The sequence below is a fragment of the Pseudomonas sp. SCT genome (genome assembly GCF_003864275.1).
GTDB lineage: Bacteria > Pseudomonadota > Gammaproteobacteria > Pseudomonadales > Pseudomonadaceae > Stutzerimonas > Stutzerimonas stutzeri_AE.
The window spans coordinates 117621-137115 of the sequence record NZ_BDJA01000002.1; the positions used below are offsets into that span (position 1 = coordinate 117621).

At 63.4% G+C, this 19495-nt stretch carries 17 protein-coding genes and 1 pseudogene; 4 read left to right on the plus strand and 14 right to left on the minus strand.

All coding sequences use genetic code 11. The features are described from left to right. Positions 1-104: 104 nt before the first annotated feature. Together BHD08_RS04940 and BHD08_RS04945 are read right to left on the minus strand one after the other, a co-directional pair. Positions 105-686, minus strand: coding sequence for a superoxide dismutase (locus BHD08_RS04940; RefSeq protein ID WP_003294652.1), 582 nt, complete (start codon positions 684-686; stop codon positions 105-107). A 401-nt stretch (positions 687-1087) separates the two neighbouring features. After that, a complete protein-coding gene (locus BHD08_RS04945; RefSeq protein ID WP_125021026.1) occupies positions 1088-1696 on the minus strand; it encodes a LysE/ArgO family amino acid transporter in 609 nt (202 codons plus the stop codon). A 92-nt stretch (positions 1697-1788) separates the two neighbouring features. Between BHD08_RS04945 and BHD08_RS04950 the strand changes: the two genes are divergently transcribed. After that, on the plus strand, positions 1789-2679 hold the full coding sequence (locus BHD08_RS04950; RefSeq protein ID WP_015276051.1) for a LysR family transcriptional regulator ArgP: 891 nt from the start codon (positions 1789-1791) through the stop codon (positions 2677-2679). A 5-nt stretch (positions 2680-2684) separates the two neighbouring features. Here the strand turns inward: BHD08_RS04950 and BHD08_RS04955 are convergent, their stop codons facing one another. Continuing rightward, a complete protein-coding gene (locus BHD08_RS04955; RefSeq protein ID WP_125021027.1) occupies positions 2685-2954 on the minus strand; it encodes a hypothetical protein in 270 nt (89 codons plus the stop codon). Between the two features lie 358 nt (positions 2955-3312). Here BHD08_RS04955 and BHD08_RS04960 point away from each other — a divergent pair, with 358 nt between their 5' ends. Beyond that, on the plus strand, positions 3313-4212 hold the full coding sequence (locus tag BHD08_RS04960) for an ATPase (protein WP_125021028.1): 900 nt from the start codon (positions 3313-3315) through the stop codon (positions 4210-4212). 60 nt (positions 4213-4272) lie between these two features. Here BHD08_RS04960 and BHD08_RS04965 read toward each other — a convergent pair whose 3' ends face one another. After that, positions 4273-6174, minus strand: coding sequence for an autotransporter domain-containing SGNH/GDSL hydrolase family protein (locus tag BHD08_RS04965; RefSeq protein WP_125021029.1), 1902 nt, complete (start codon positions 6172-6174; stop codon positions 4273-4275). Positions 6175-6522: 348 nt separating this feature from the next. Between BHD08_RS04965 and BHD08_RS04970 the strand changes: the two genes are divergently transcribed. Further along, positions 6523-7716: a diguanylate cyclase gene (locus BHD08_RS04970; protein ID WP_125021030.1), complete on the plus strand. Its 1194-nt coding sequence runs from the start codon at positions 6523-6525 to the stop codon at positions 7714-7716. Between the two features lie 38 nt (positions 7717-7754). Here BHD08_RS04970 and pncB read toward each other — a convergent pair whose 3' ends face one another. The 4 genes and pseudogenes from pncB to hmpA all read right to left on the minus strand — a co-directional run bounded on the left by pncB (position 7755) and on the right by hmpA (position 11136). Next, positions 7755-8957 carry a nicotinate phosphoribosyltransferase gene (pncB, locus tag BHD08_RS04975; RefSeq protein WP_015276056.1) on the minus strand — a complete coding sequence of 401 codons (1203 nt, stop codon included), beginning with the start codon at positions 8955-8957 and terminating at the stop codon, positions 7755-7757. Between the two features lie 309 nt (positions 8958-9266). Next, positions 9267-9419 (minus strand): annotated as a pseudogene (locus BHD08_RS04980) (general stress protein); the annotation flags it as partial. Positions 9420-9672: 253 nt separating this feature from the next. After that, entirely contained in the window at positions 9673-9906 is a 234-nt protein-coding gene (locus BHD08_RS04985) for a hypothetical protein (protein WP_125021031.1), read from the minus strand. 51 nt (positions 9907-9957) lie between these two features. Next, positions 9958-11136, minus strand: a complete 1179-nt coding sequence (gene hmpA, locus BHD08_RS04990; RefSeq protein ID WP_125021032.1) for an NO-inducible flavohemoprotein — start codon at positions 11134-11136, stop codon at positions 9958-9960. 261 nt (positions 11137-11397) lie between these two features. On the opposite strand from hmpA, the gene BHD08_RS04995 reads away from it, so the two are divergent. Further along, on the plus strand, positions 11398-11622 hold the full coding sequence (locus BHD08_RS04995; protein WP_125021033.1) for a DUF2188 domain-containing protein: 225 nt from the start codon (positions 11398-11400) through the stop codon (positions 11620-11622). Between the two features lies 1 nt (position 11623). On the opposite strand, the gene BHD08_RS05000 is transcribed toward BHD08_RS04995, so the two are convergent. The 6 genes from BHD08_RS05000 to gcl all read right to left on the minus strand — a co-directional run bounded on the left by BHD08_RS05000 (position 11624) and on the right by gcl (position 19309). Next, a complete protein-coding gene (locus BHD08_RS05000) occupies positions 11624-12472 on the minus strand; it encodes an urea transporter (protein ID WP_125021034.1) in 849 nt (282 codons plus the stop codon). A gap of 94 nt (positions 12473-12566) precedes the next feature. Then, positions 12567-13982: a pyruvate kinase gene (gene pyk / locus BHD08_RS05005; RefSeq protein WP_125021035.1), complete on the minus strand. Its 1416-nt coding sequence runs from the start codon at positions 13980-13982 to the stop codon at positions 12567-12569. Between the two features lie 32 nt (positions 13983-14014). After that, positions 14015-15286, minus strand: coding sequence for a glycerate kinase (locus tag BHD08_RS05010; protein WP_125021036.1), 1272 nt, complete (start codon positions 15284-15286; stop codon positions 14015-14017). A 328-nt stretch (positions 15287-15614) separates the two neighbouring features. Further along, a complete protein-coding gene (locus tag BHD08_RS05015; protein ID WP_106157874.1) occupies positions 15615-16505 on the minus strand; it encodes a 2-hydroxy-3-oxopropionate reductase in 891 nt (296 codons plus the stop codon). 32 nt (positions 16506-16537) lie between these two features. Next, positions 16538-17320: a hydroxypyruvate isomerase gene (gene hyi / locus BHD08_RS05020; protein ID WP_125021037.1), complete on the minus strand. Its 783-nt coding sequence runs from the start codon at positions 17318-17320 to the stop codon at positions 16538-16540. Between the two features lie 207 nt (positions 17321-17527). Then, the gene (gene gcl, locus BHD08_RS05025) at positions 17528-19309 is read right to left on the minus strand and encodes a glyoxylate carboligase (protein WP_125021038.1); all 1782 of its coding nucleotides are present in this window, start codon (positions 19307-19309) and stop codon (positions 17528-17530) included. Positions 19310-19495: the final 186 nt, after the last annotated feature.

Below are 19495 nucleotides of genomic sequence, written 5' to 3' on the forward strand. Positions count from 1 at the left end.
CATCCGTTGAGCACGAATACCAATCTATAGCGGCAGACCCGGGCCAAGCCTTAAATGAAAATGCCCGCGTGGGGGCGGGCATTTCATTACTGCGGTCTGGCTGCTTAGCCTGCGAAGTTCTTCGCGACGAAGTCCCAGTTGACCAGGTTCCAGAACGCTTCGACGAATTTCGGACGAGCGTTGCGGTAGTCGATGTAGTAGGCGTGCTCCCAGACGTCGCAGGTCAGCAGCGGCTTGTCGCCAGCGGTCATCGGGTTGCCGGCACCGATGGTGCTCGCCAGGCCGAGGCTGCCGTCGGACTTCTTGACCAGCCAGGCCCAGCCGGAGCCGAAGGTGCCGATAGCGGTCTTGGTGAACTCTTCCTTGAACTTGTCGAAGGAACCGAAAGAGGCGTTGATGGCATCAGCCAGGGCGCCAGTCGGCTGGCCACCGGCGTTCGGCGCCAGGCAGTTCCAGAAGAAGGTGTGGTTCCAGACCTGAGCGGCGTTGTTGAAGATGCCACCCGAAGAGGTCTTGATGATGCTTTCCAGATCCTTGCCTTCGAACTCGGTGCCCGGGATCAGGTTGTTCAGGTTGGTCACGTAAGCAGCATGGTGCTTGTCGTGGTGGAACTCGAGCGTCTCGGCGGACATGTGCGGCTCGAGAGCATTCTTTTCGTACGGCAGCGGCGGCAATTCGAAAGCCATGATGTATCTCCTACTCAGGTGTCGAGGATTGATGCGGCCAGCTGGAAGGAGCGTACGAGGCGTGCCGGACATTGCCGGTGAACAGGTGCGAATGCGCATCCCGCCCTGACCTCTGTCGTTCCCTTCGCTCGCTACATGCTTGCGCAATCTCTGGCCGTTCACGGTCGGCCGAACAGACAGACTGAAGCCTTCCGCTCCATGTCTGCGAGCCAGCGATCATAGCACCCGACCTGCGGCAAAACCACGCGGCAACTGTATGGAATATAGGTTCCAGAGGGGTTGGCGGTGTGATGCCATCGGTTGCGAAAGACTGGCTGCGCCTTGCGTGGACCGCGTCACCTGCTCGGGCGTTCCTTGCGAGCTGCCAATCGGTGCGCGGTGGGATGCCGCGGGCAACGGCCTCAGCCAGCGAATGCCAGTTGCGTGGCGATGGCGAACATCATGGCCGCAACGCCAAGGTCGATCAGGCGCCAGGTAAGCGGACGGGCCAACCAGGGCGCAAGCCAGGCGCCACCGAGCGCCAGGGTCATGAACCACAGCGTCGACGCGCTGGCCGCGCCGAGCGTGTAGGCACCTGGCTCGGGTTGCTGCGCGCCGAGAGATCCGATCAGGACCACGGTATCGAGATAGACGTGGGGGTTGAGCAGGGTCACGGCCAGTGCGGCCAGCAATACCGCGCGCAGCGGACGCGGTTGTGTGTCGGTGCTGCGCAGGCTCTGCGGCTTCGCCGCCCGGCGCAATGCCAGGGTGCCGTACCAGACCAGGAAAGCGACACCGCCCCAGCGAGTGATTTCCAGCAGCAGCGGATTGCTCGCCAGTACCGCCGCCAGACCAAACACGCCGACGCTGACCAGCAGTACGTCACAGACGATACACAGCGCGGCCACGGGCAGATGGTGTTCACGGCGCAGGCTCTGCGCGAGCACGAACGCATTCTGAGCGCCAATGGCCATGATCAGCCCGGCCGCCACCAGTAGACCGTTGATATAGCTTTGCCAGATCGCATTCATGTCGCACGCCTCGTTCGAATTCTGCTGGCGAGTCTGGTGACTGGCGGTCTATAAGAGAAACAAATTATCGTCAGGCAGCATTAGGAAAACTGATGTTCGATTACAAACTGCTCGCTGCTTTGGCGGCGGTCGTGGAACAGGCGGGGTTCGAGCGTGCCGCACAGGCGCTTGGGCTTTCGCAATCGGCAGTATCACAGCGGATCAAGCTGCTCGAGGCACGTGTCGGGCAACCCGTGTTGCTGCGTGATGCCCCGCCGAGGCCGACCGAGCTGGGCCAACGCTTGCTAAATCATGTTCAGCAGGTGCGCCTGCTCGAGCGCGACCTGCAGGGCCAGGTCCCGGCGCTGGACGAGAACCGCTTGCCCGAACGGCTGCGGATCGCCCTCAATGCCGACAGTCTGGCGACCTGGTGGGCAGCTGCGGTCGCACCCTTCTGCGCCGAGCATCGGGTGTTGCTCGACCATGTGGTGGAGGATCAGGCCGTCGGTCTCAAAAGGATGCGGGCGGGCGAGGTAGCTGCGTGCGTATGCGCTGCGGAGCGCCCGCTGGCGGGTGCGCGTAGCCAGTTTCTCGGGGCGATGCGCTACCGTGCACTGGCCAGCCCGGCATTCATCAGTCGTCATTTCAAGCAGCTGCCAGCGGCGACGGATCTGGCACGTGTACCGGCTGTGGTCTTTGGTCCGGACGATCAGTTGCAGCATCGCTACATGGCGTCAATCGGCGGCGGTGAGGCTTTCATCCACCATCTGTGCCCGTCTTCCGAGGGATTTGTGCGTCTGCTGCACAGCGGACTGGGCTGGGGGCTGGTGCCGGAGTTGCAGGTGCGCGGCGAACTTGCGCGTGGGGAATTGGTCGATGTGCTGTCCGGACCGCCGATCGACGTGCCGTTGTACTGGCACCACTGGCGTAATGGCGGGCAGTTGCTCGATGAACTGACCCGGCATCTGGTGCATTGCGCCAGCGGCTGGTTGCTGGTCGATTGACAGCTTCAGGCTAGGACTCGCTGGCCCCGATAGATGCGCACGGTAGCACTGCCTGAGCTCCGCGACGGAGGCGGCACAGGCGCCGGCAACTGATCGCTGAAAGCGGCGAGCTGGCGGCCGAGTTCGCGCGTCAGTTCGTCATTCGAGCGCACGCAGCCGGCCAGCATGGCCGATACCGCGTCCGGTTGGTTGAGATGGATGTCGAGTTGCTGCTCATCGCGAAGTCTGCGTCGCAGGCTGCGCATGCAGTCGATAACCGCTTTGTTCAGCTCCATGCTGTGTTCCTCATGATTGCCCTAAGGCCCGACATCCGTGTCGGAAGTGTCTATCCGCTGGCATGAGAGATAGAGCAAGCGGCGTACCAAGTCGTGCCCGACACCCGTCGAAAACCGGCGCAGCGCCGCGCAGGGCACAGCTGGCGAGGTTTGTACCTTATCCGTCGTGATTGGCCCGCGATGCGCAGGCGTCTCGCAGGGAGGCGAACTCGATGTTTTGTGCACCGTGATGCGTTTGACAGCCCGCGCCATGCTCTAACGCGGTGCATCTGGCTAGCAAGGCAGCCGTCGCTGATGGCTGCGTCCCGAATCGTTATACTGCGCGCTGTTTTTCGCTCCGCGCCATTGAAGGTACCCCATGCGCAACGATGCTCACGACGAACTGGACAATATCCCCAGCCTGACCGCAGGCCGTGATCGCGTGGAGCCCTATCCGGCGCCGGATCTCGAGCCGATTCGGCGTACGGCTGCCGAACCTGTCGATGATGGTCGCTCACGGCAGAAGCGCCGCGCCGGTGGCGGTGGTGGTCGAGCGAGCTCGGCGCCGCTTTGGGTCATGGTGCTGGCCTTGCTGATCAGCCTTGGCGCGCTTGGCTGGTGGAGCTACCAGAAGATCGCGATGCTGGAAATGCAGTTGGTCGCCACGCAGGAGAGTTTCGCCCGTATCAGCGAAGACGCCGCGGGGCGCCTGCAGGATATTTCCGGCAAGGTTGTCGCGACCGAGTCCAACGTGACCACCGAAAGCGAGGCCGTGAAGCTGCGCATCAAGCAGCTGGAGCAGCAGACCGTGGAGCTCGGCCGCAAGCAGCAGGCCTTCGCCACCGAGCAGCAGAGTCTGGCCGGTCGCCAGGGCAATCAGGATCAGCGTCTGGAAGAGCAGGGCAAACGTCTCGAGCGCCTGGGCAATGATCTTCAGACTCAGCAAGGCACCACGGCGTCTCTGGCGGAATCCGTCAAGACGCTGGGTAGCGAGCAGGCGTCGCTGAAGTCGACGCTGGATGAGCAGGCCAAGCTGGCGGGACGGATCGATAGCCTGAGCAAGGATGTGGCAACACTGAAGCAGGGCGGCAATCAGAATCAGGCGATCAGCCGTCTGGAGCAGGACATCCTGGTGCTGCGCAGCCAGCTGGACAACCGTCCGGCACCGAGCGCCGCCAACACCGCCGAGTTCGACTCCTTCCGGGCTCAGGTCACCCGTACCATCAATGCCATGCAGAGCCAGATCGCCAATCTGCAGGGGCAGATTGACGGTCGCTGACCCGCAGTTCGCCGCCGCGCCTGTCGCGGCGGCGGCTTATCCCTCCTCCGGCGAGTCCTGTTACAAATCCCAGGCCAGTGACAACCCCAGCCCGTGGTCGCGGTTGTCGTTGCCCCGGTAGTTATAGTTGGCGCGTAGGGACAGGCCTGGGTTCAAGCGGTGCGCCAGGCCAAGGCTGAAGCGCGTCTGGTCGCCGGTCGACATCGCGCCCGGCAGCTCGAAGCTGTTGCCTGGCACGCTGTTCAGCGACATGCGCAGATCTTTTCGATCCTCATCCTCACGCTCCACCTCCCGTGCCACCTCGCCGAACAGCCGCGTGCGGTCCGTCAGCGCGTACTCGCCGAACAGCCCTAGCGACAGACGCAGCGATTTCAGCTCCTGGTCGTGGTAGCTCAGCGCGGTTGATCGCGCACCTTTCTCGCTGTAGCCGTCGACGTCGACCTTCTGGTAGCTCGCGCCGATAAAGGGACCGAACTGTAGCTGGTCGCCTGGCTGCATGAGATTGAAGCCAGCCTTGGCGGCCGCGCCCCATAGCGTGCCTTCGGTATCGCCTTTTTCCGCGCGTTCGGTGATGCCGAGGGCGAAGGTGCGCTTGAGGTCGTGGTAATCGAGGTAACCGGCGCTGAGGCTGAAGTCGGCGAACAGACGTTGATGTTCGTAACGGGCGAAGGCCGTGGCCAGGTAGCTGCGCATGTCGTAATCGGAGTCGTTTCTTCCCAGTTCCAGAGAGTTTTCCGCCAGTCCCAGGCTAATGCCGGCCAGCCAGGCTTCGCTCAGACGCTGGGTAACACCCACGGACAGGCTCAGCCCATGACCGTCGCCGCCACCGTAACCATCGTACTCAGGTCGGTTGTAACCGCCTTGGACGAAGGTGCGCCAGGCACCGACCGCTTGCCAGTTGCCGCGCTGGGCGGACAATTCGTTGTCCAGTTGCTGCAGGTGGGCGCGCAGCGCGGAGCGACCCATTTCCGGTAGCAGTGAGATTTCCCACGGGGCGGCGATGATCGAGTAGAGGTAGTCGGCGCTGATCTGATGAACTGCGGTGGTTGGATGGACGCCATCATTGAACATCAGGCGACTCGGGTCCGGCGCGGCGCCGCCGAGGCCGTAGGTCGGGTCCGGCAGGCAAGGGGTCGAAGATGAAGAGTCGAAGCAAACAGCGGTTTGCGCCACGTTCGGGTCGAAGCCGAATGCGGCCAGGTCAGCGCGTACCTCGGCGAGCAACAAACGGTTATTCACCAGCACGTAGTTGCCGCCTTGGGCCTGCAGGCGGCTAGCCAGCTCGGTATTGAACGCTGTACTCAGGCCATTCCAATAGTCGGTCACGTTATTAGCTGCGCCAAGCGGCGTGCTGCCGACATCGGGCAGATCGGAGACGATAATGTAGCGGGCCCCGGCGGCCTGCAGGGCTCGGACGCCCTCCGCCAGGTCGCGCGCTGCCGCGACCATGTCACGCCCCTGAAAGATGTCGTTGCCGCCGCCGTTCAGGTAGTAGAGGGCGTTGGCATCGGCGCGCGGGTTCTCAACCAGATAACCGAGCCTGGTGCGGGTCATGCCACTGATCGAGACGGTTGAATTCCCGTTGATCGAGTCGAGGATCTGGTCAGTTCGATAGCCGCCGACCGCATAGTTGGTGCCGTCTGGGTTGCCCGTCACAAGCGCCGGCAGCAGCGGTGTGGAAGGCAGCGATTGGAGGCCCAGCAGGCCAGCCAAACGCTGGGTGCCGACCTCGCCGCTGTATTCGCCAGCACCATAAGTCGGCCCGGTTCGGTTGGTGAAGCGCAAGCCACCGGTGGGCAGACCGCCGAGCGTTGGGCTTTGCAGGTCAGGGAAGTTGCCGGCATCACTCAACGAGTCGCCGAAGACGACAAACTGGCTGAACGGGCTGCTGTTTGCGGTAGCCGTTCCGGCCGCACAGGTGAGCAAAATAACTGCCGCAAGCGGTTTGAGAGCGCTCTGCACGGAGTATCTCCTTATTGTTTTTCTTGTGGATACGTCGCTCACGCAGACGCGGGCGACCTGGCTCACGCTAATGGCTGGAGCAGGTGCGTATAAGCGCTCGAAAGGGCGAATCGTTCTCGTCTGGCGGCTAGTTCTTTTGGCGTACTGGCTATTTGCCTTCAGGTTTATTGCTTTGGCTCAAAGGATTTCACTGTCGAGCTGCGTACCATCCAGCGGCTTCGCTTGCGAGCCGGCTGGCTGGCGAATACCGCAGCGGCTGTTTAAAAGGGAATTGGAGGACCCGAGGTCGGCAGCTATCGACCCGGGCTGAGCAAAGAAAACCATCCCGACCTGGGAGCAAAACAATAAATGCCAGCGTTTCTCGATCTGTTACGTGACCGTCTGTCCTCGCTGCTGCCCAGCGAGTTGAAACCCAATGAGCTTCGTCATCTGCTCAGCCCGCGGCGCCATCCGCTGCTGCTGTGCCAGCGGCGCGCAACCTTGATCGTCAATCGCGTACGCCTGTTCGCCTTCCTTTTCGCCGTGCTGACGCCGTTGTGGAGTCTGATCGATCTGATGGTGTTTGAGCCCAAGCTGTGGGCGGCGCTGGCCGGGTTCCGGATGATGGCCTGCCTGGCGTTCACCTGCCTGCTGCTGTTCTATCGCCCGAGCGGCAACCTGCTGGATGCCTACCGTGCAATAGCGATCCTGTTCGCCATTCCAACCATCTTTTACATCGCCTCGCATACCCTGCTTGGCAGCTACCAGCTGGCGCAGTTCTCCGCAGTGGTCGGTGCCGGCTACGCATTTCTGCCGTTCGTGCTGATGGCGGGACTGACGATATTCCCGCTGACTCTGGTGGAGAATCTGGTGCTTTCCAGCCTGCTGCTACTCGCCCAGGCGCTGGCCGGCTATCTCAGCTGGGCCACGCTCAACTGGCCGTCGTTTGCCGGGGCGTTCTGGCTGCTGATCCTGATCGCCGGCGTCGCCAGCCTGGCCAGCATGAGCCAGCTGGCGTTCATGTTCGCCCTGGTACGCCAGGCGATCCGTGATCCGCTTACCGGGGTGTTCTCTCGCGGCAGCGGTGAGGAAATCCTCCGTTTGCAATGGGACAGCGCCCAGCGCAAGAACGGCGCGCTGGCCTTGGCCTTCATCGATCTCGACCACTTCAAGACCATCAACGACAACCATGGCCACGAAGCCGGGGATCAGGTGCTGCGCGAAGCGGCCAGGCGGCTGGTCGCGGCCTTGCGTGCTTCCGACAGTCTGCTGCGCTGGGGCGGTGAGGAGTTTCTGTTGATCATGCCGGACACCGACATGCTGCAGGCGCGCCAGGCACTCGAGCGCATCGTTGGTCAGGGGCTGGGGCAGCGTCCGGACGGCGCGGCGCTGACAGCAAGCATCGGTCTGGCCGAACGGCGCTGCGATCAGGTCGCCGACTACCGCGATCTGCTGGAGCTGGCGGACAAACGCATGTACCGCGCCAAGACAAGCGGGCGCAATCGCCTCTGCGTGATGGAGCCGCAAGCTCTGGAGCAGGGCACATTCGTACTCGGCGCCTAGCTGCGGCGGCAGGAAAATACCGGTTCGCGGCGGGCCGCTCAGCTGGCGTCAACCTTGAAGACATGGCGCAGATAACTAAGGAACGCGGCGTCGCGGCACATGGTCTTGCCCGGTGAATCCGACAGTTTCGCCACTGGCTGGCCGTTGCAGCTGGTCATCTTGATGACCATGTTGGTTGGCTCGACTCCAGGGATATCGCAGGTAAGCCCGGTACCAATACCGAAGCTGGCGTGGGTACGCCCGGCCAGCGCGCGATGTATTTCCAGCGCCTTGGCGAAGTTCAGCCCATCGGAAAAAATCAGCTGGCGGGTTCGTGGGTCGATGCCCAGGCGCTGATAGTGCGCGATCGCTTTCTCGGCCCAGACTAGCGGATCACCCGAATCATGTCGCAGGCCGTCGAACAGCTTGGCGAAGTAGAGATCGAAGTCGCGCAGAAAGGCATCCATGGTGATGCAATCGGTCAGCGCGATCCCCAGCGCCCCGCGGTATTCGCGTACCCAGCAATCGAGTGCCGCGACCTGGCTGTCGATCAGCCGCGGGCCAAGTTGCTGGTGCGCCATGATCCATTCGTGGGCCATGGTGCCCATTGGCTTCACCTGCTGCACGCGCGCCAGGTGCACATTGCTGGTGCCGACGAAACGGCCCGGAAAATCCTGTTGCAGCCGTTCGACCACCATCGCCTGAACCGCGTAGGAGAAGCGCCGGCGCGTGCCGAAGTCCGCCAGGGTGAAGTTCGCCAGTTCCTCGGCGCTAGCCTGGCTGCGTAGCCAGTTCAGCTTCTCGTTCAGCCGCTCGCTTGCCTGTTCCAGGGTTACCTGCGGGTAGCGCGCCCGGTTGCGTACCTCGCTGACGATGGCCAGTAGCGGCACTTCGAACAGAATCACATGCAGCCAGGGGCCACGCAGGTGCATCACCAGTTCGCCGTCCTCGATGTCGACGCGCAGGTAACGCAGGTCGAAGCGAAACAGGCCGAGGAAGCGGATGAAATCCGGTTGCATGTAAGGGATGCGTTCGAGATAGGCCAGCTCTTCGGGTGTGATTTGCAGCTCGGCAAGCGCTTCGATCTGCTGGCGGATCGCATCGAGGAAGGGCGTTAGATTCTCACCGGAGCGGCTGCGAAATGCCCATTCCACTTCTGCATTGGGGTAGTGATGCAGTACTGCCTGCATCATGGTCAGCTTGTAGAAATCAGTGTCCAGCAGGCTCTGGATGATTCGTTCGGAGAATGCAGTGCTGCTCATCGATCACTCCAGATTCAAAGTCCGGTCTGATGATACGACAAACGGCATCAAGCGCCGGCTGCTTTTGCCGGACGTTTTTGATAGTTCAGCGGAGTTTGGTGCTGGAAAACTGCGCATGCCTGTTCTGTTAGTTGCCGGTTAGTGCAAGGGTGATGATGTGATTTATATATTATTTTGATATCTGTATTTACTTCGGGTGAAATTGCTCGGCTGCTAATTACTCGCTGATCAGGAAGATCAAAATAACCAGGTATTAAAAAAGAAGGGCAGGTGCCAATCAGGCGCCTGCCCTTCTTTTGCCGTCAGCGCTTAACTGCTGCGGCCACCGCCGTGGCTGTTCTGGCCACCCTTGCGGCCAGCCTCGGAGGCCTTCTCGCGGTCGTTGGCGAAGTTTCCGCCACTGTTGTGACCGCCTTTGCGGCCAGCTTCGGATGCTTTCTCTTTATCGTTGGCGAAGTTGCCTGGGTTGTTATTTGCCATGTCTTTTTCTCCTCAAGTGGATAGAGACTTTCACAAAAGGGCTGAAGGAAAGAGATCAATCAGCCTTCACTGTGTCAGAGGGAGTCCGGCGGCAGGAGTTTCGAATAATTAAAATGCGTAGACGAATGGTTTTCCCCATGTCGAGTAGGACTATGGCGGAGTGAAATTACAAGCGGAGCGGTGGAGTTAATATAGTAAGCAGACCTCTCCATATTGGAGAACGCAGGCGCCCGTTTCAGGCCGCTAGTTTGCCGTTGCGCTCGGCCAGAAGCCGCATGACGTAGCCGATCTTCAATGCCGTAGGGCCGAGGATGACCAGCGCATGGGCCGCAACGATGCCGCCTAGCGCCAGGTGTTGGTCGAACAGGTAAGCACCGCTGATTCCTGCCAGTAGAAGCAGTACGCCAGCGATCATCAGGGCGTTGGCAGCACTCATCAGGCGCTGCGGGGCGATCGGGTGATAAAGCATGGCTGAATCTCCTTCGCGAGGAGGCTCGCAGCGAGCGAGCCTCGGGATGGATCAATCGAGGGCGGAAGCGGGGCCGAAGAACTCGTAGCGAGTCTGCTGCTCCGGCACGCCGAGGGCTTTCAGCTGACGGCGAACGGCGGCCATGAATGGCTTCGGCCCGAGGAAGTAGGCGTCGACATCGCGGTCGGCAGGCAGCCATTCGGCAAGCTGACGTTCGCTGAGCCGGCCGACGGCATCCGGTGCAGAAGCCGTATCGGAATGTTCCTCGTAGCAGTAGAAGCGCTTGAGCTGCGCGTGGCGCTCTGCCAGCGCATCCACGCTGCGGCGAAACGCATGCACGCCAGCGTTGCGGGCACAGTGGATGAAGTGCACCGGCCTGGCGCTGGCCAGCGCCTGTTCCAGCATCGCCAGGGTTGGCGTAATGCCGACGCCGCCACTGATCAGCACCAGCGGCTTGTCGCCGGGTTGCAGGGTGAACTCGCCGGCCGGCGCGAACAGCTCCAGCGTTGCGCCTTCGGGCATGTCATGCAGCGCGTTGGACACCACGCCGCCAGGCTCGCGTTTGACGCTGATGCGGTACTCGCGGCCGTTGCTCGCGGCTGACAGCGAATAGTTGCGCCGTACTTCCTTGCCGTCGATCTCCAGGCGCAAGCCGATGTACTGGCCGGGGACAAAGTCCATCAACGGCCCGCCGTCCTCCGGCTGCAGGTGGAAAGAGGTGATCTCGTCGCTCTCGACCACCTTGCGGGCGATGCGAAAACGCCGCGCGCCGCGCCAGCCACCGACGGCCTCGGCCTTGGACTGATAGAGCTGCTCCTCCTGGCCGATGAGGATGTCAGCCAGCTGCTGATAGGCGGCGCCCCAGGCATCGATCACCGCGTCGGTAGCGATTTCCTCGCCCAGTACTTCGCGGATGGCGCGCAGCAGGCAGGAGCCCACCAGCGGGTAATGTTCGGGCAACACCTGCAGGGCGACGTGCTTGTTGATGATCTGTGCGACCAGCGGACCGAGCGCTTCGAGGCGGTCGATATGCCTGGCGTACATCAGCACACCGTTGGCCAGGGCGCGTGGCTGCTCGCCGCTGGCCTGGTGGGCCTGGTTGAACAGTGGTTGCACCTCGGGGTGTTCGGAGAGCAGCAGCTTGTAGAAATGGTTGGTAAGGGCCTCGCCGCCGCTTTCCAGCAGCGGTACGGTGGCCTTGATCAGGGCGATCTGTTCAGCGCAAAGCATCTATGACTCCTCTGGTGGGAAAGGCGTCCGGTGATCGTGGTGCGATCACGAAACGTTCTACACAGGTGCTTTCAACAATCGTTCCAGGTTGAAATTGACTTAAATCAAGGTTTGCAGCGGATAGAGAGTTAAAACGACCCTAACTTTTAAGGTCGCATGAACCATTCAAGGTTGTTTTTACCATTACGCAGTAGCGAACCTCGGACGATGACGGCTTTCAAAACAGAGCATCCAGAACAAACCGCCAAACCGGAGAACGCCATGGAGACTTATCACATCACCCACGAAGACGACCGTTGGGTGCTACGCGAACAAGGCGACCAACGCGCGCTGCTCGAAGCGGGCAGCAGGCAGGACATCCTCGACGAGACACGCGACTACATGAAGCTGCGCACGGCGCTGGTCAAGGTACATGGCGAGGATGGCGAGGTTGCGGAAGAGCATCGCTACCCGCAGGAGCAAGACCCGCTGGCAACCGGAGGTTGAACTAGCGGTTGTGGCTGCGGTGCGGCAGTCGAATCAGCAGGCCCAGCCAGGTAGCCAGCAGAAAGGGCAGGGTTAGGGTCGGCAGGCCAAGGCTATGCAGAGCCAGCCACAACGCGATGGCGGCGAGCATGCCCAGTACCGGCAGGCTCCAGCCATCACGCCATTGGGCCAGCGCCAAGGCGGCCAGAGCCGGGTTGAAACCGGCCTGGCCATCGGACCAGGCGGCTCCGATCCAGCCGCCCACGGTCATGCCCAGAGCCGAACCAGCCAGCAGCCAGAGCGCATCGCGCCAGTTCGCCACGGCGACGGCCAGTACCAGGCTGGCCGCCGCAAGCCGATCATCGACGAATATCACCTGAGCGACGCCCAACAGCCAGGCACCGAGCAGCCCGCTGATGTCTGGCGCTAGGCCGGTGGCTGCGGATACGGGCGCGGGGGTTGCGGCCAGCAACGTGACGAACCCGATCAGGACGATGGGAAGGGTGAATCCCGGGAGTCCACCGTGCTGACGCAGGCGGTCGAGCAGCCATGCCTGGAGCGGACAGCTGGCCAGCGAGGTGGCGGCAATCATGGCCAGGCTTACCGTCGACAGGCCGAAGAGATGGACCAGCAGTGCGCCGAGCAGCACGGCGTTATAGCCGTACAGGCCGTCTTCGCGGTCGTCCGTTGCATAGCCCAGCCAGGTCGCGCAGCTATGGGCCATGACGACGGCGAAAAGCGAACCGGCCAGCAACGCCGGATCGGCCACGGCCAGCGCGAGCATGATCAGGGCGCCACAGCCGGCATGCCGCTGCAGAAAAACCTGGGCAAAGGCATGCAGCAGGGGATGAAGTGCAACGGGAACACGCATCGGTGAAGTCCGGGCGAACGCAAGGGCGCCGGCCCGCATGGGGCCAGCGGCAGAAGGGCTATCGGTAGCTTGTCCGGGCAGGCGCCCGGCCGTGTCAGCTCAGCACTTCGATGCGCAGCGTGTTGGTGGTGCCGGGCTCGCCGAGAGGCACGCCGGCGGTGATCAGCACCGTGTCGCCGCTTTGCGCCATGCCCTGCGCACGCGCCAGTTCCAGGGCGTGACTGCTGACCTGTTCCATGTCGCGCATCGGCGCATCCACCACCGAATACACGCCCCAGGCCACGCTGAGTTTGCGTGCGGTGGCGACGCTTGGCGTCAGGCTGAGGATTGGCGTGGCCGGGCGTTCACGTGAGGCGCGCAGGCTGGAGCGGCCGGATTCGGTGTAGTTGACCAGCACGGCAATCGGAAGGATGCCGCTGATGCGGCGGATCGCGCAGCTGATGGCATCCGGCAGGGTGGCCTCGGCGTTAGGTCGGTGCACGTCGAGCTGGGCCTGGAAGTCCGGGCCGCTTTCCACCTGGCGAATGATCTTGCTCATCATGCTCACCGCTTCCAGCGGGTAGTCGCCGGAAGCGGTTTCCGCCGACAGCATCACCGCGTCCGCGCCCTCGGCAACCGCATTGGCCACGTCGGTGACCTCGGCGCGGGTGGGGGCCGGAGCGAAGCGCATGGATTCGAGCATCTGCGTGGCCACCACCACCGGGCGGCCGAGCTGGCGGCAGATGCGCACGATGTCCTTCTGGATACGCGGCACGTTCTCGGCCGGCACCTCCACGCCCAGATCGCCGCGCGCCACCATGATCGCGTCGGACAGACGGGCGATTTCGCGCAGGTGCTGCACCGCCGATGGCTTCTCGATCTTGGCCATGAGAAAGGCGCGGTCACCGATCAGCTTGCGTGCCTCATGGATGTCCTGCGGGCGCTGGACGAACGACAGTGCGACCCAGTCGAAGCCCAGCTGCAGGCCGAACGTCAGGTCGCGACGGTCCTTCTCGGTCAGCGGGCTCAGCTCCAGCACCGCCTCCGGCACGTTCACACCCTTGCGGTCGGACAGCTCGCCGCCGGCGACCACGCGGGTATCGATGGCCTCGGCATGACGCTCGGTGACCGTCAGGCGCAAGCGGCCATCGTCGATCAGCAACTGCATGCCGGGTTCCAGCGCGGCGATGATTTCCGGATGCGGCAGGTTGACCCGCTGGCTGTCGCCCGGGGTCGGGTCCAGATCCAGGCGAAAGGCCTGGTCGCGTTCCAGGCGCACCTTGCCCTCGGCGAAGCGGCCGACCCTGAGCTTGGGCCCTTGCAGGTCCATGAGAATGCCGATCGGCTGGTTCAGCTCACGTTCGACCTCGCGAATCCAGGCGAAACGCTCGGCATGGTCGGCGTGCTCGCCATGGCTGAAGTTCAGGCGGAACAGGTTGACTCCGGCGGCGACCAGCGCCCGTACATCGTCGATGCTGCGGGTGGTGGGGCCGAGGGTGGCAAGTATCTTGACCTTCTTGTCGGGTTTCATGGCGGGCTCGCTGGCAGGTGAACGTCCTCGGTCTAGGCCGAGGGCGGCAGAATCAGGATGGCGCGGAAGTCGTTGACGTTGGTGCGCGTCGGGCCGGTGACGATGAGGCTGTCCAGCGCGGCGAAGTAGCCATAGCCGTCGTTGTTGGCCAGCGAGTCGGCGGCGCGCAGGCCCTGTGCTTCGGCGCGGGCAAAGCTGTCCGGGGTCATCAGTGCGCCGGCGTTGTCTTCCGAGCCGTCGATGCCGTCGGTGTCGCCGGCCAGGGCGTAAACGCCGGACAGGCCTTGCAGCGCTTCGGTCAGGGCGAGCAGGAACTCGGCATTGCGCCCGCCGCGGCCGTTGCCGCGCACGGTGACGGTGGTCTCGCCGCCGGAGAGGATCACGCAGGGCGCGGCGATCGGCTGGCCGTGCAGCACCACCTGGCGGGCGATGCCGGCATGCACCTTGGCCACCTCGCGTGCTTCGCCTTCCAGATCACCGAGGATCAGCGGGGTGATACCGGCGCCACGGGCTACCTCGGCTGCGGCATCGAGCGACTGCTGCGGCGTGGCGATCAGCCGGAAATGGCTGCGCGAGAGCATCGGGTCGCCCGGTTTGAGGGTTTCCGAGCGTGGGTCTTCGAGCCAGGCACGCACGTTGGCCGGCACCTCGATGTGATAGCGCTCGAGAATCGCCAGCGCCTCGGCCGACGTGGTCGGATCGGCGACGGTCGGCCCGGAGGCGATCACCGTGGCTTCGTCGCCGGGCACGTCGGAGATCGCGTAGGTGTACACGCTGGCCGGCCAGCAGGCCCTGGCCAGGCGCCCGCCCTTGATCGCCGAAAGGTGCTTGCGCACGCAGTTCATCTCGCCGATGTGCGCGCCAGAGCGCAGCAGCGCCTTGTTGATCGCCTGCTTGTCCGCCAGCGAGATGCCCTCGGCCGGCAATGCCAGCAACGACGAGCCGCCGCCGGAGAGCAGGAAGATCACCCGATCGCTTTCCTCGAGGTTGCTGACCAGCTCCAGCACACGGCGGGCGACGCGCTCGCCGGCATCGTCCGGGACCGGGTGTGCGGCCTCCACCACTTCGATGCGCCGGCAGTCGGCGTGGTGCTCGTAGCGGGTCACCACCAGCCCGGACAGTTCGCCTTCCCAGACCTTCTCGATGGCTTCGGCCATGGCCGCGGCCGCTTTGCCGGCGCCGATGACGATGGCCCGGGCGCTGCGGTCTTCGGGCAGATGGTCGGCGAGCACATGGCGCGGGTGGGCGGCCTCGATGGCGCTGTCGAACAACTGGCGCAGCAGGGCTTGTGGGTCGAGGGTCATCTGAAGCTCCTTGTATGAGGTGTGCAACCGATTCCAGACCTTAGGGCTCGCCAATGCAAGCGCTAAGGTCTGCAATTGAAATCGACCCACCCGGCAGTCGGGCCGTGACTCCTTGTGCCGGGCGAATCGAAAAGGTGCCGTCTGGTGACGGCGGTCGGGCTGAGGTACGCAGGTCATGCTGGTCGTGGGGAGACGCGATGATTCCGGCCTGGCGAACCTGTGACCCGACCCTTTGAGTGCGCTGCGTGAGGCTTCACGACGACCCACCACCTGGTCTGTCTGTCCCTGAAGGTGGGATCGCTGGCCTGTTGCCGCGCGCTCGAAGGCTTTACTCCTTGCGGATCGAGAAGTTGGCCATGTGCTCCAGGCCCTTGATCAGCGCCGAGTGGTCCCAGCCGCTGCCGCCGATGGCCGCGCAGGTGCTGAACACCTGCTGGGCGTTGGCGGTGTTGGGCAGGTTCAGGCCCAATTCGCGGGCACCGGCCAGGGCGAGGTTGAGGTCCTTCTGGTGCAGGCTGATGCGAAAGCCCGGGTCGAAGGTGCCCTTGATCATGCGCTCGCCGTGCACCTCGAGAATCTTCGAGCCGGCGAAACCGCCCATCAGCGCCTCGCGCACCTTGGCCGGGTCGGCGCCGTTGCGTGCGGCGAACAGCAGGGCTTCGGCCACCGCCTGAATGTTCAGCGCAACGATGATCTGGTTGGCCACCTTGGCGGTCTGGCCATCGCCGTTGCCACCGACCAGGGTGATGTTCTTGCCCATTGCCTGGAACAGCGGCAGGGCACGGGCGAAGCTTTCTTCGCTGCCGCCGACCATGATCGACAGGGTGGCTGCCTTGGCGCCGACTTCACCGCCGGATACCGGGGCGTCGAGGTACTGGGCTCCGGTGGCGTTGATCTTCTCGGCAAACGCCTTGGTGGCGCTGGGTGAGATCGAGCTCATGTCGATCACCAGCTTGTTCGGCCCGACGCCTTCGGCAATGCCGTTCTCGCGCAACAGCACGTCCTCGACATGGGGGGTGTCCGGCACCATCACGATGATGAACTCGGCTTCCTGGGCGACTTCCTTCGGGTTGGCCAGGGCGACTGCGCCGGCCTCGAGCAGAGCTGCCGGAGCGGCGTCGTGATGCGTGGACAGAAAGATATCGTGGCCTGCTTTCTGCAGGTTCTGAGCCATGGGCAGGCCCATGATGCCGGTGCCGATAAATCCGATCTTAGCCATGGGTAATCTCCTTCAATTCGATTCAGTTCGGGTCAGATGGCGTTGTGGCTTTTCAGCCAGCCAAGGCCGGCTTCGGTGGTGGTGGCCGGCTTGTACTCGCAGCCGACCCAGCCCTGGTAGCCGATGCGATCCAGATGCTCGAACAGGAAGCGGTAGTTGATCTCGCCGGTGCCCGGCTCGTTGCGTCCGGGGTTGTCCGCCAGCTGGATATGGTTGATCGCCGCCAGGTTGTTCTCGATGGTGCGCGCCAGGTCGCCCTCCATGATCTGCATGTGGTAGATGTCGTACTGCAGGAACAGGTTGGCGTGACCGACCTTGCCGCGGATCTCCTGCGCCTGGGAGGTGTTGTTGAGGAAGAAGCGCGGAATGTCGCGGGTGTTGATCATCTCCATCACCAGGCGGATGCCGGCCTCCTCGAGCTTCTGCGCGGCGTAGCGCAGGTTTTCGATAAAGGTGATTTCCAGTTGGCCGAGATCGGCGCCACGCGGGGCGATGCCGGCCAGGCAGTTGACCTGGGTGTTGCCCAGCACCTTGGCGTAGGCGATGGCCTTGTCCACGCCGGCGCGGAACTCCTCGACCCGCTCCGGCAGGATGGCGATGCCACGTTCGCCGCCGGCCCAGTCACCGGCCGGTAGGTTGAACAGCACCTGGGTCAGCTTGTTGGCGTCCAGCCGGGCCTTGATTTCCTCGGCCGGGTAGTCGTAGGGGAACAGGTATTCGACTCCGGTAAAGCCGGCTGCGGCAGCGGCGGCGAAGCGATCGGTGAAGTCCTGCTCGGTGAACAGCATCGACAGGTTGGCGGCAAAGCGGGGCATGGTTCTCTCTCCTGATCTGTAGGGATCAAATTCGGTTCTGCATTACGGTGGTGTGGTGACCACCCTGGGTGTTGCGTTGCGGTGGATATGCTTCGCGATATCCACCCTACGGTTGCTTCGGTGCCCGTCGCTGATAACTGCGGCGGCCGGTAGGACGGGTGGCCGCCCCGTGGAAGACCGCGAAGCGTCTTCCACGCGTTTGGTGAATCAGTCCAGCAATCCAACCGCCGTCGGCGCATCCTCGCGGCGCTCGGCCAATGGCTCGAACTCGTTGATGGCGTCGATCTCGGTGCCCATGGCGATGTTGGTCACGCGTTCGAGGATCACCTCGATCACCACCGGCACCTGGTGCTCGGCCATCCAGGCCTGGGCCTGTTCGATGGCCGGGCGCAGGTCTTCCTGCTTGAACACGCGGATCGCCTTGCAGCCCAGGCCCTCGACCACCGCGACATGATCGACGCCGTAGCCTTCCATGCCGCTCTGGTCGGCATTGATGTTCTCGAAGCCGAGCTGCACGCAGTAATCCATCTCGAAACCGCGCTGCGACTGGCGGATCAGGCCGAGGTAGGCGTTGTTCACCAGGATGTGGATGTACGGCAGCTTGAACTGCGCACCCACCGCCAGCTCCTCGATCATGAACTGGAAGTCGTAGTCGCCGGACAGCGCCACCACCTTGCGTGTTGGGTCCGCCGCGACCACGCCGAGCGCTGCCGGAATCGTCCAGCCGAGCGGGCCGGCCTGGCCGCAGTTGATCCAGTGGCGCGGCTTGTAGACATGCAGGAACTGCGCGGCGGCGATCTGCGACAGGCCGATGGTGCTGACGTAGCAGCCGTCCTTGCCGAACGCGTTGTTCATGCACTGGTACACGCGCTGCGGCTTCATCGGCACGCTGTCGAAGTGCGTCTTGCGCAGCATCGTGCGCTTGCGCTCCTGGCAGTCGGCGGCCCATGGCGTACGGTCCGGCAACCGGCCCGCCGCTTTGCGCTCCTTGGCAACTTCGACGAACAGCTTCAGCGCGGCGCCGGCATCGGAGGTGATGCCGAAGTCCGGCGAGAACACTCGCCCGATCTGGGTTGGTTCGATATCCACGTGCACGAAGGTGCGGTCCTTGGTGTAGACCTCGACCGAGCCGGTGTGGCGGTTGGCCCAGCGGTTGCCGATGCCGAGCACGAAGTCCGAAGCCAGCATGTTGGCGTTGCCGTAGCGATGGCTGGTCTGCAGGCCGCACATGCCGGCCATCAGTGGATGGTCATCGGGAATCGAGCCCCAGCCCATCAGCGTCGGGATCACCGGCACGCCCACGGTCTCGGCGAATTCCACCAGCAGCGCTTCGGCACCGGCGTTATAGATGCCACCACCGGCGACGATCAGCGGGCGCTCGGCAGCGCAGAGCATGTCGATGGCTTTCTCGATCTGCTTGCGGGTGGCTGCCGGCTTGTAAACCGCAAGCGGCTCGTAGGTCTCGACGTCGAATTCGATCTCGGCCATCTGCACGTCGAACGGCAGGTCGATCAGTACCGGCCCCGGACGGCCCGAACGCATCACGTGGAAGGCCTGCTGGAATACGCGAGGCACCAGCGCCGGCTCACGCACGGTCACGGCCCACTTAGTCACCGGCTTGGCGATGGACTCGATGTCCACGGCCTGGAAATCTTCTTTATAGAGGCGAGCACGCGGCGCCTGGCCGGTGATGCAGAGAATCGGAATGGAGTCGGCCCAGGCGGAGTAGAGGCCGGTGATCATGTCGGTGCCGGCCGGGCCCGAGGTGCCGATGCACACGCCGATGTTGCCGGCCTTGGTGCGGGTGTAACCCTCGGCCATGTGCGAGGCGCCTTCGACGTGGCGGGCGAGAATGTGACGGATGCTGCCATCGGCACGCAGGGCGGAATACAGCGGGTTGATCGCGGCACCGGGGATGCCGAAGGCGGTGTCGATGCCTTCCTTGCGCAATACCGCGACGGCGGCGTCGATTGCTCTCATGCGGGCCATTGTTCTTCCTCCTGATTCTTGGAATCACGATCTGCTGCGCGTCGGCCCTGCTGCGTTAAAACCAGGCTCGGAATGCTCATTTGCACCAGCAAACTCCGCTTCCTCGCCTGCTTTGACTCGCTGGCGCTTACCCTTCGGGCCAGCCTTCGGCTGTTACTCCCGTTGGTCGTTGCGCCTTGCAGGTCT

Bases quoted from the DNA above. Each gene is read 5' to 3' on its own strand.
- BHD08_RS04940 (WP_003294652.1), bottom strand. From the start codon at position 686: ATGGCTTTCGAATTGCCGCCGCTGCCGTACGAAAAGAATGCTCTCGAG.
- BHD08_RS04945 (WP_125021026.1), bottom strand. From the start codon at position 1,696: ATGAATGCGATCTGGCAAAGCTATATCAACGGTCTACTGGTGGCGGCC.
- BHD08_RS04950 (WP_015276051.1), top strand. From the start codon at position 1,789: ATGTTCGATTACAAACTGCTCGCTGCTTTGGCGGCGGTCGTGGAACAG.
- BHD08_RS04955 (WP_125021027.1), bottom strand. From the start codon at position 2,954: ATGGAGCTGAACAAAGCGGTTATCGACTGCATGCGCAGCCTGCGACGC.
- BHD08_RS04960 (WP_125021028.1), top strand. From the start codon at position 3,313: ATGCGCAACGATGCTCACGACGAACTGGACAATATCCCCAGCCTGACC.
- BHD08_RS04970 (WP_125021030.1), top strand. From the start codon at position 6,523: ATGCCAGCGTTTCTCGATCTGTTACGTGACCGTCTGTCCTCGCTGCTG.
- pncB (WP_015276056.1), bottom strand. From the start codon at position 8,957: ATGAGCAGCACTGCATTCTCCGAACGAATCATCCAGAGCCTGCTGGAC.
- BHD08_RS04985 (WP_125021031.1), bottom strand. From the start codon at position 9,906: ATGCTTTATCACCCGATCGCCCCGCAGCGCCTGATGAGTGCTGCCAAC.
- hmpA (WP_125021032.1), bottom strand. From the start codon at position 11,136: ATGCTTTGCGCTGAACAGATCGCCCTGATCAAGGCCACCGTACCGCTG.
- BHD08_RS04995 (WP_125021033.1), top strand. From the start codon at position 11,398: ATGGAGACTTATCACATCACCCACGAAGACGACCGTTGGGTGCTACGC.
- BHD08_RS05000 (WP_125021034.1), bottom strand. From the start codon at position 12,472: ATGCGTGTTCCCGTTGCACTTCATCCCCTGCTGCATGCCTTTGCCCAG.
- pyk (WP_125021035.1), bottom strand. From the start codon at position 13,982: ATGAAACCCGACAAGAAGGTCAAGATACTTGCCACCCTCGGCCCCACC.
- BHD08_RS05010 (WP_125021036.1), bottom strand. From the start codon at position 15,286: ATGACCCTCGACCCACAAGCCCTGCTGCGCCAGTTGTTCGACAGCGCC.
- BHD08_RS05015 (WP_106157874.1), bottom strand. From the start codon at position 16,505: ATGGCTAAGATCGGATTTATCGGCACCGGCATCATGGGCCTGCCCATG.
- hyi (WP_125021037.1), bottom strand. From the start codon at position 17,320: ATGCCCCGCTTTGCCGCCAACCTGTCGATGCTGTTCACCGAGCAGGAC.
- gcl (WP_125021038.1), bottom strand. From the start codon at position 19,309: ATGGCCCGCATGAGAGCAATCGACGCCGCCGTCGCGGTATTGCGCAAG.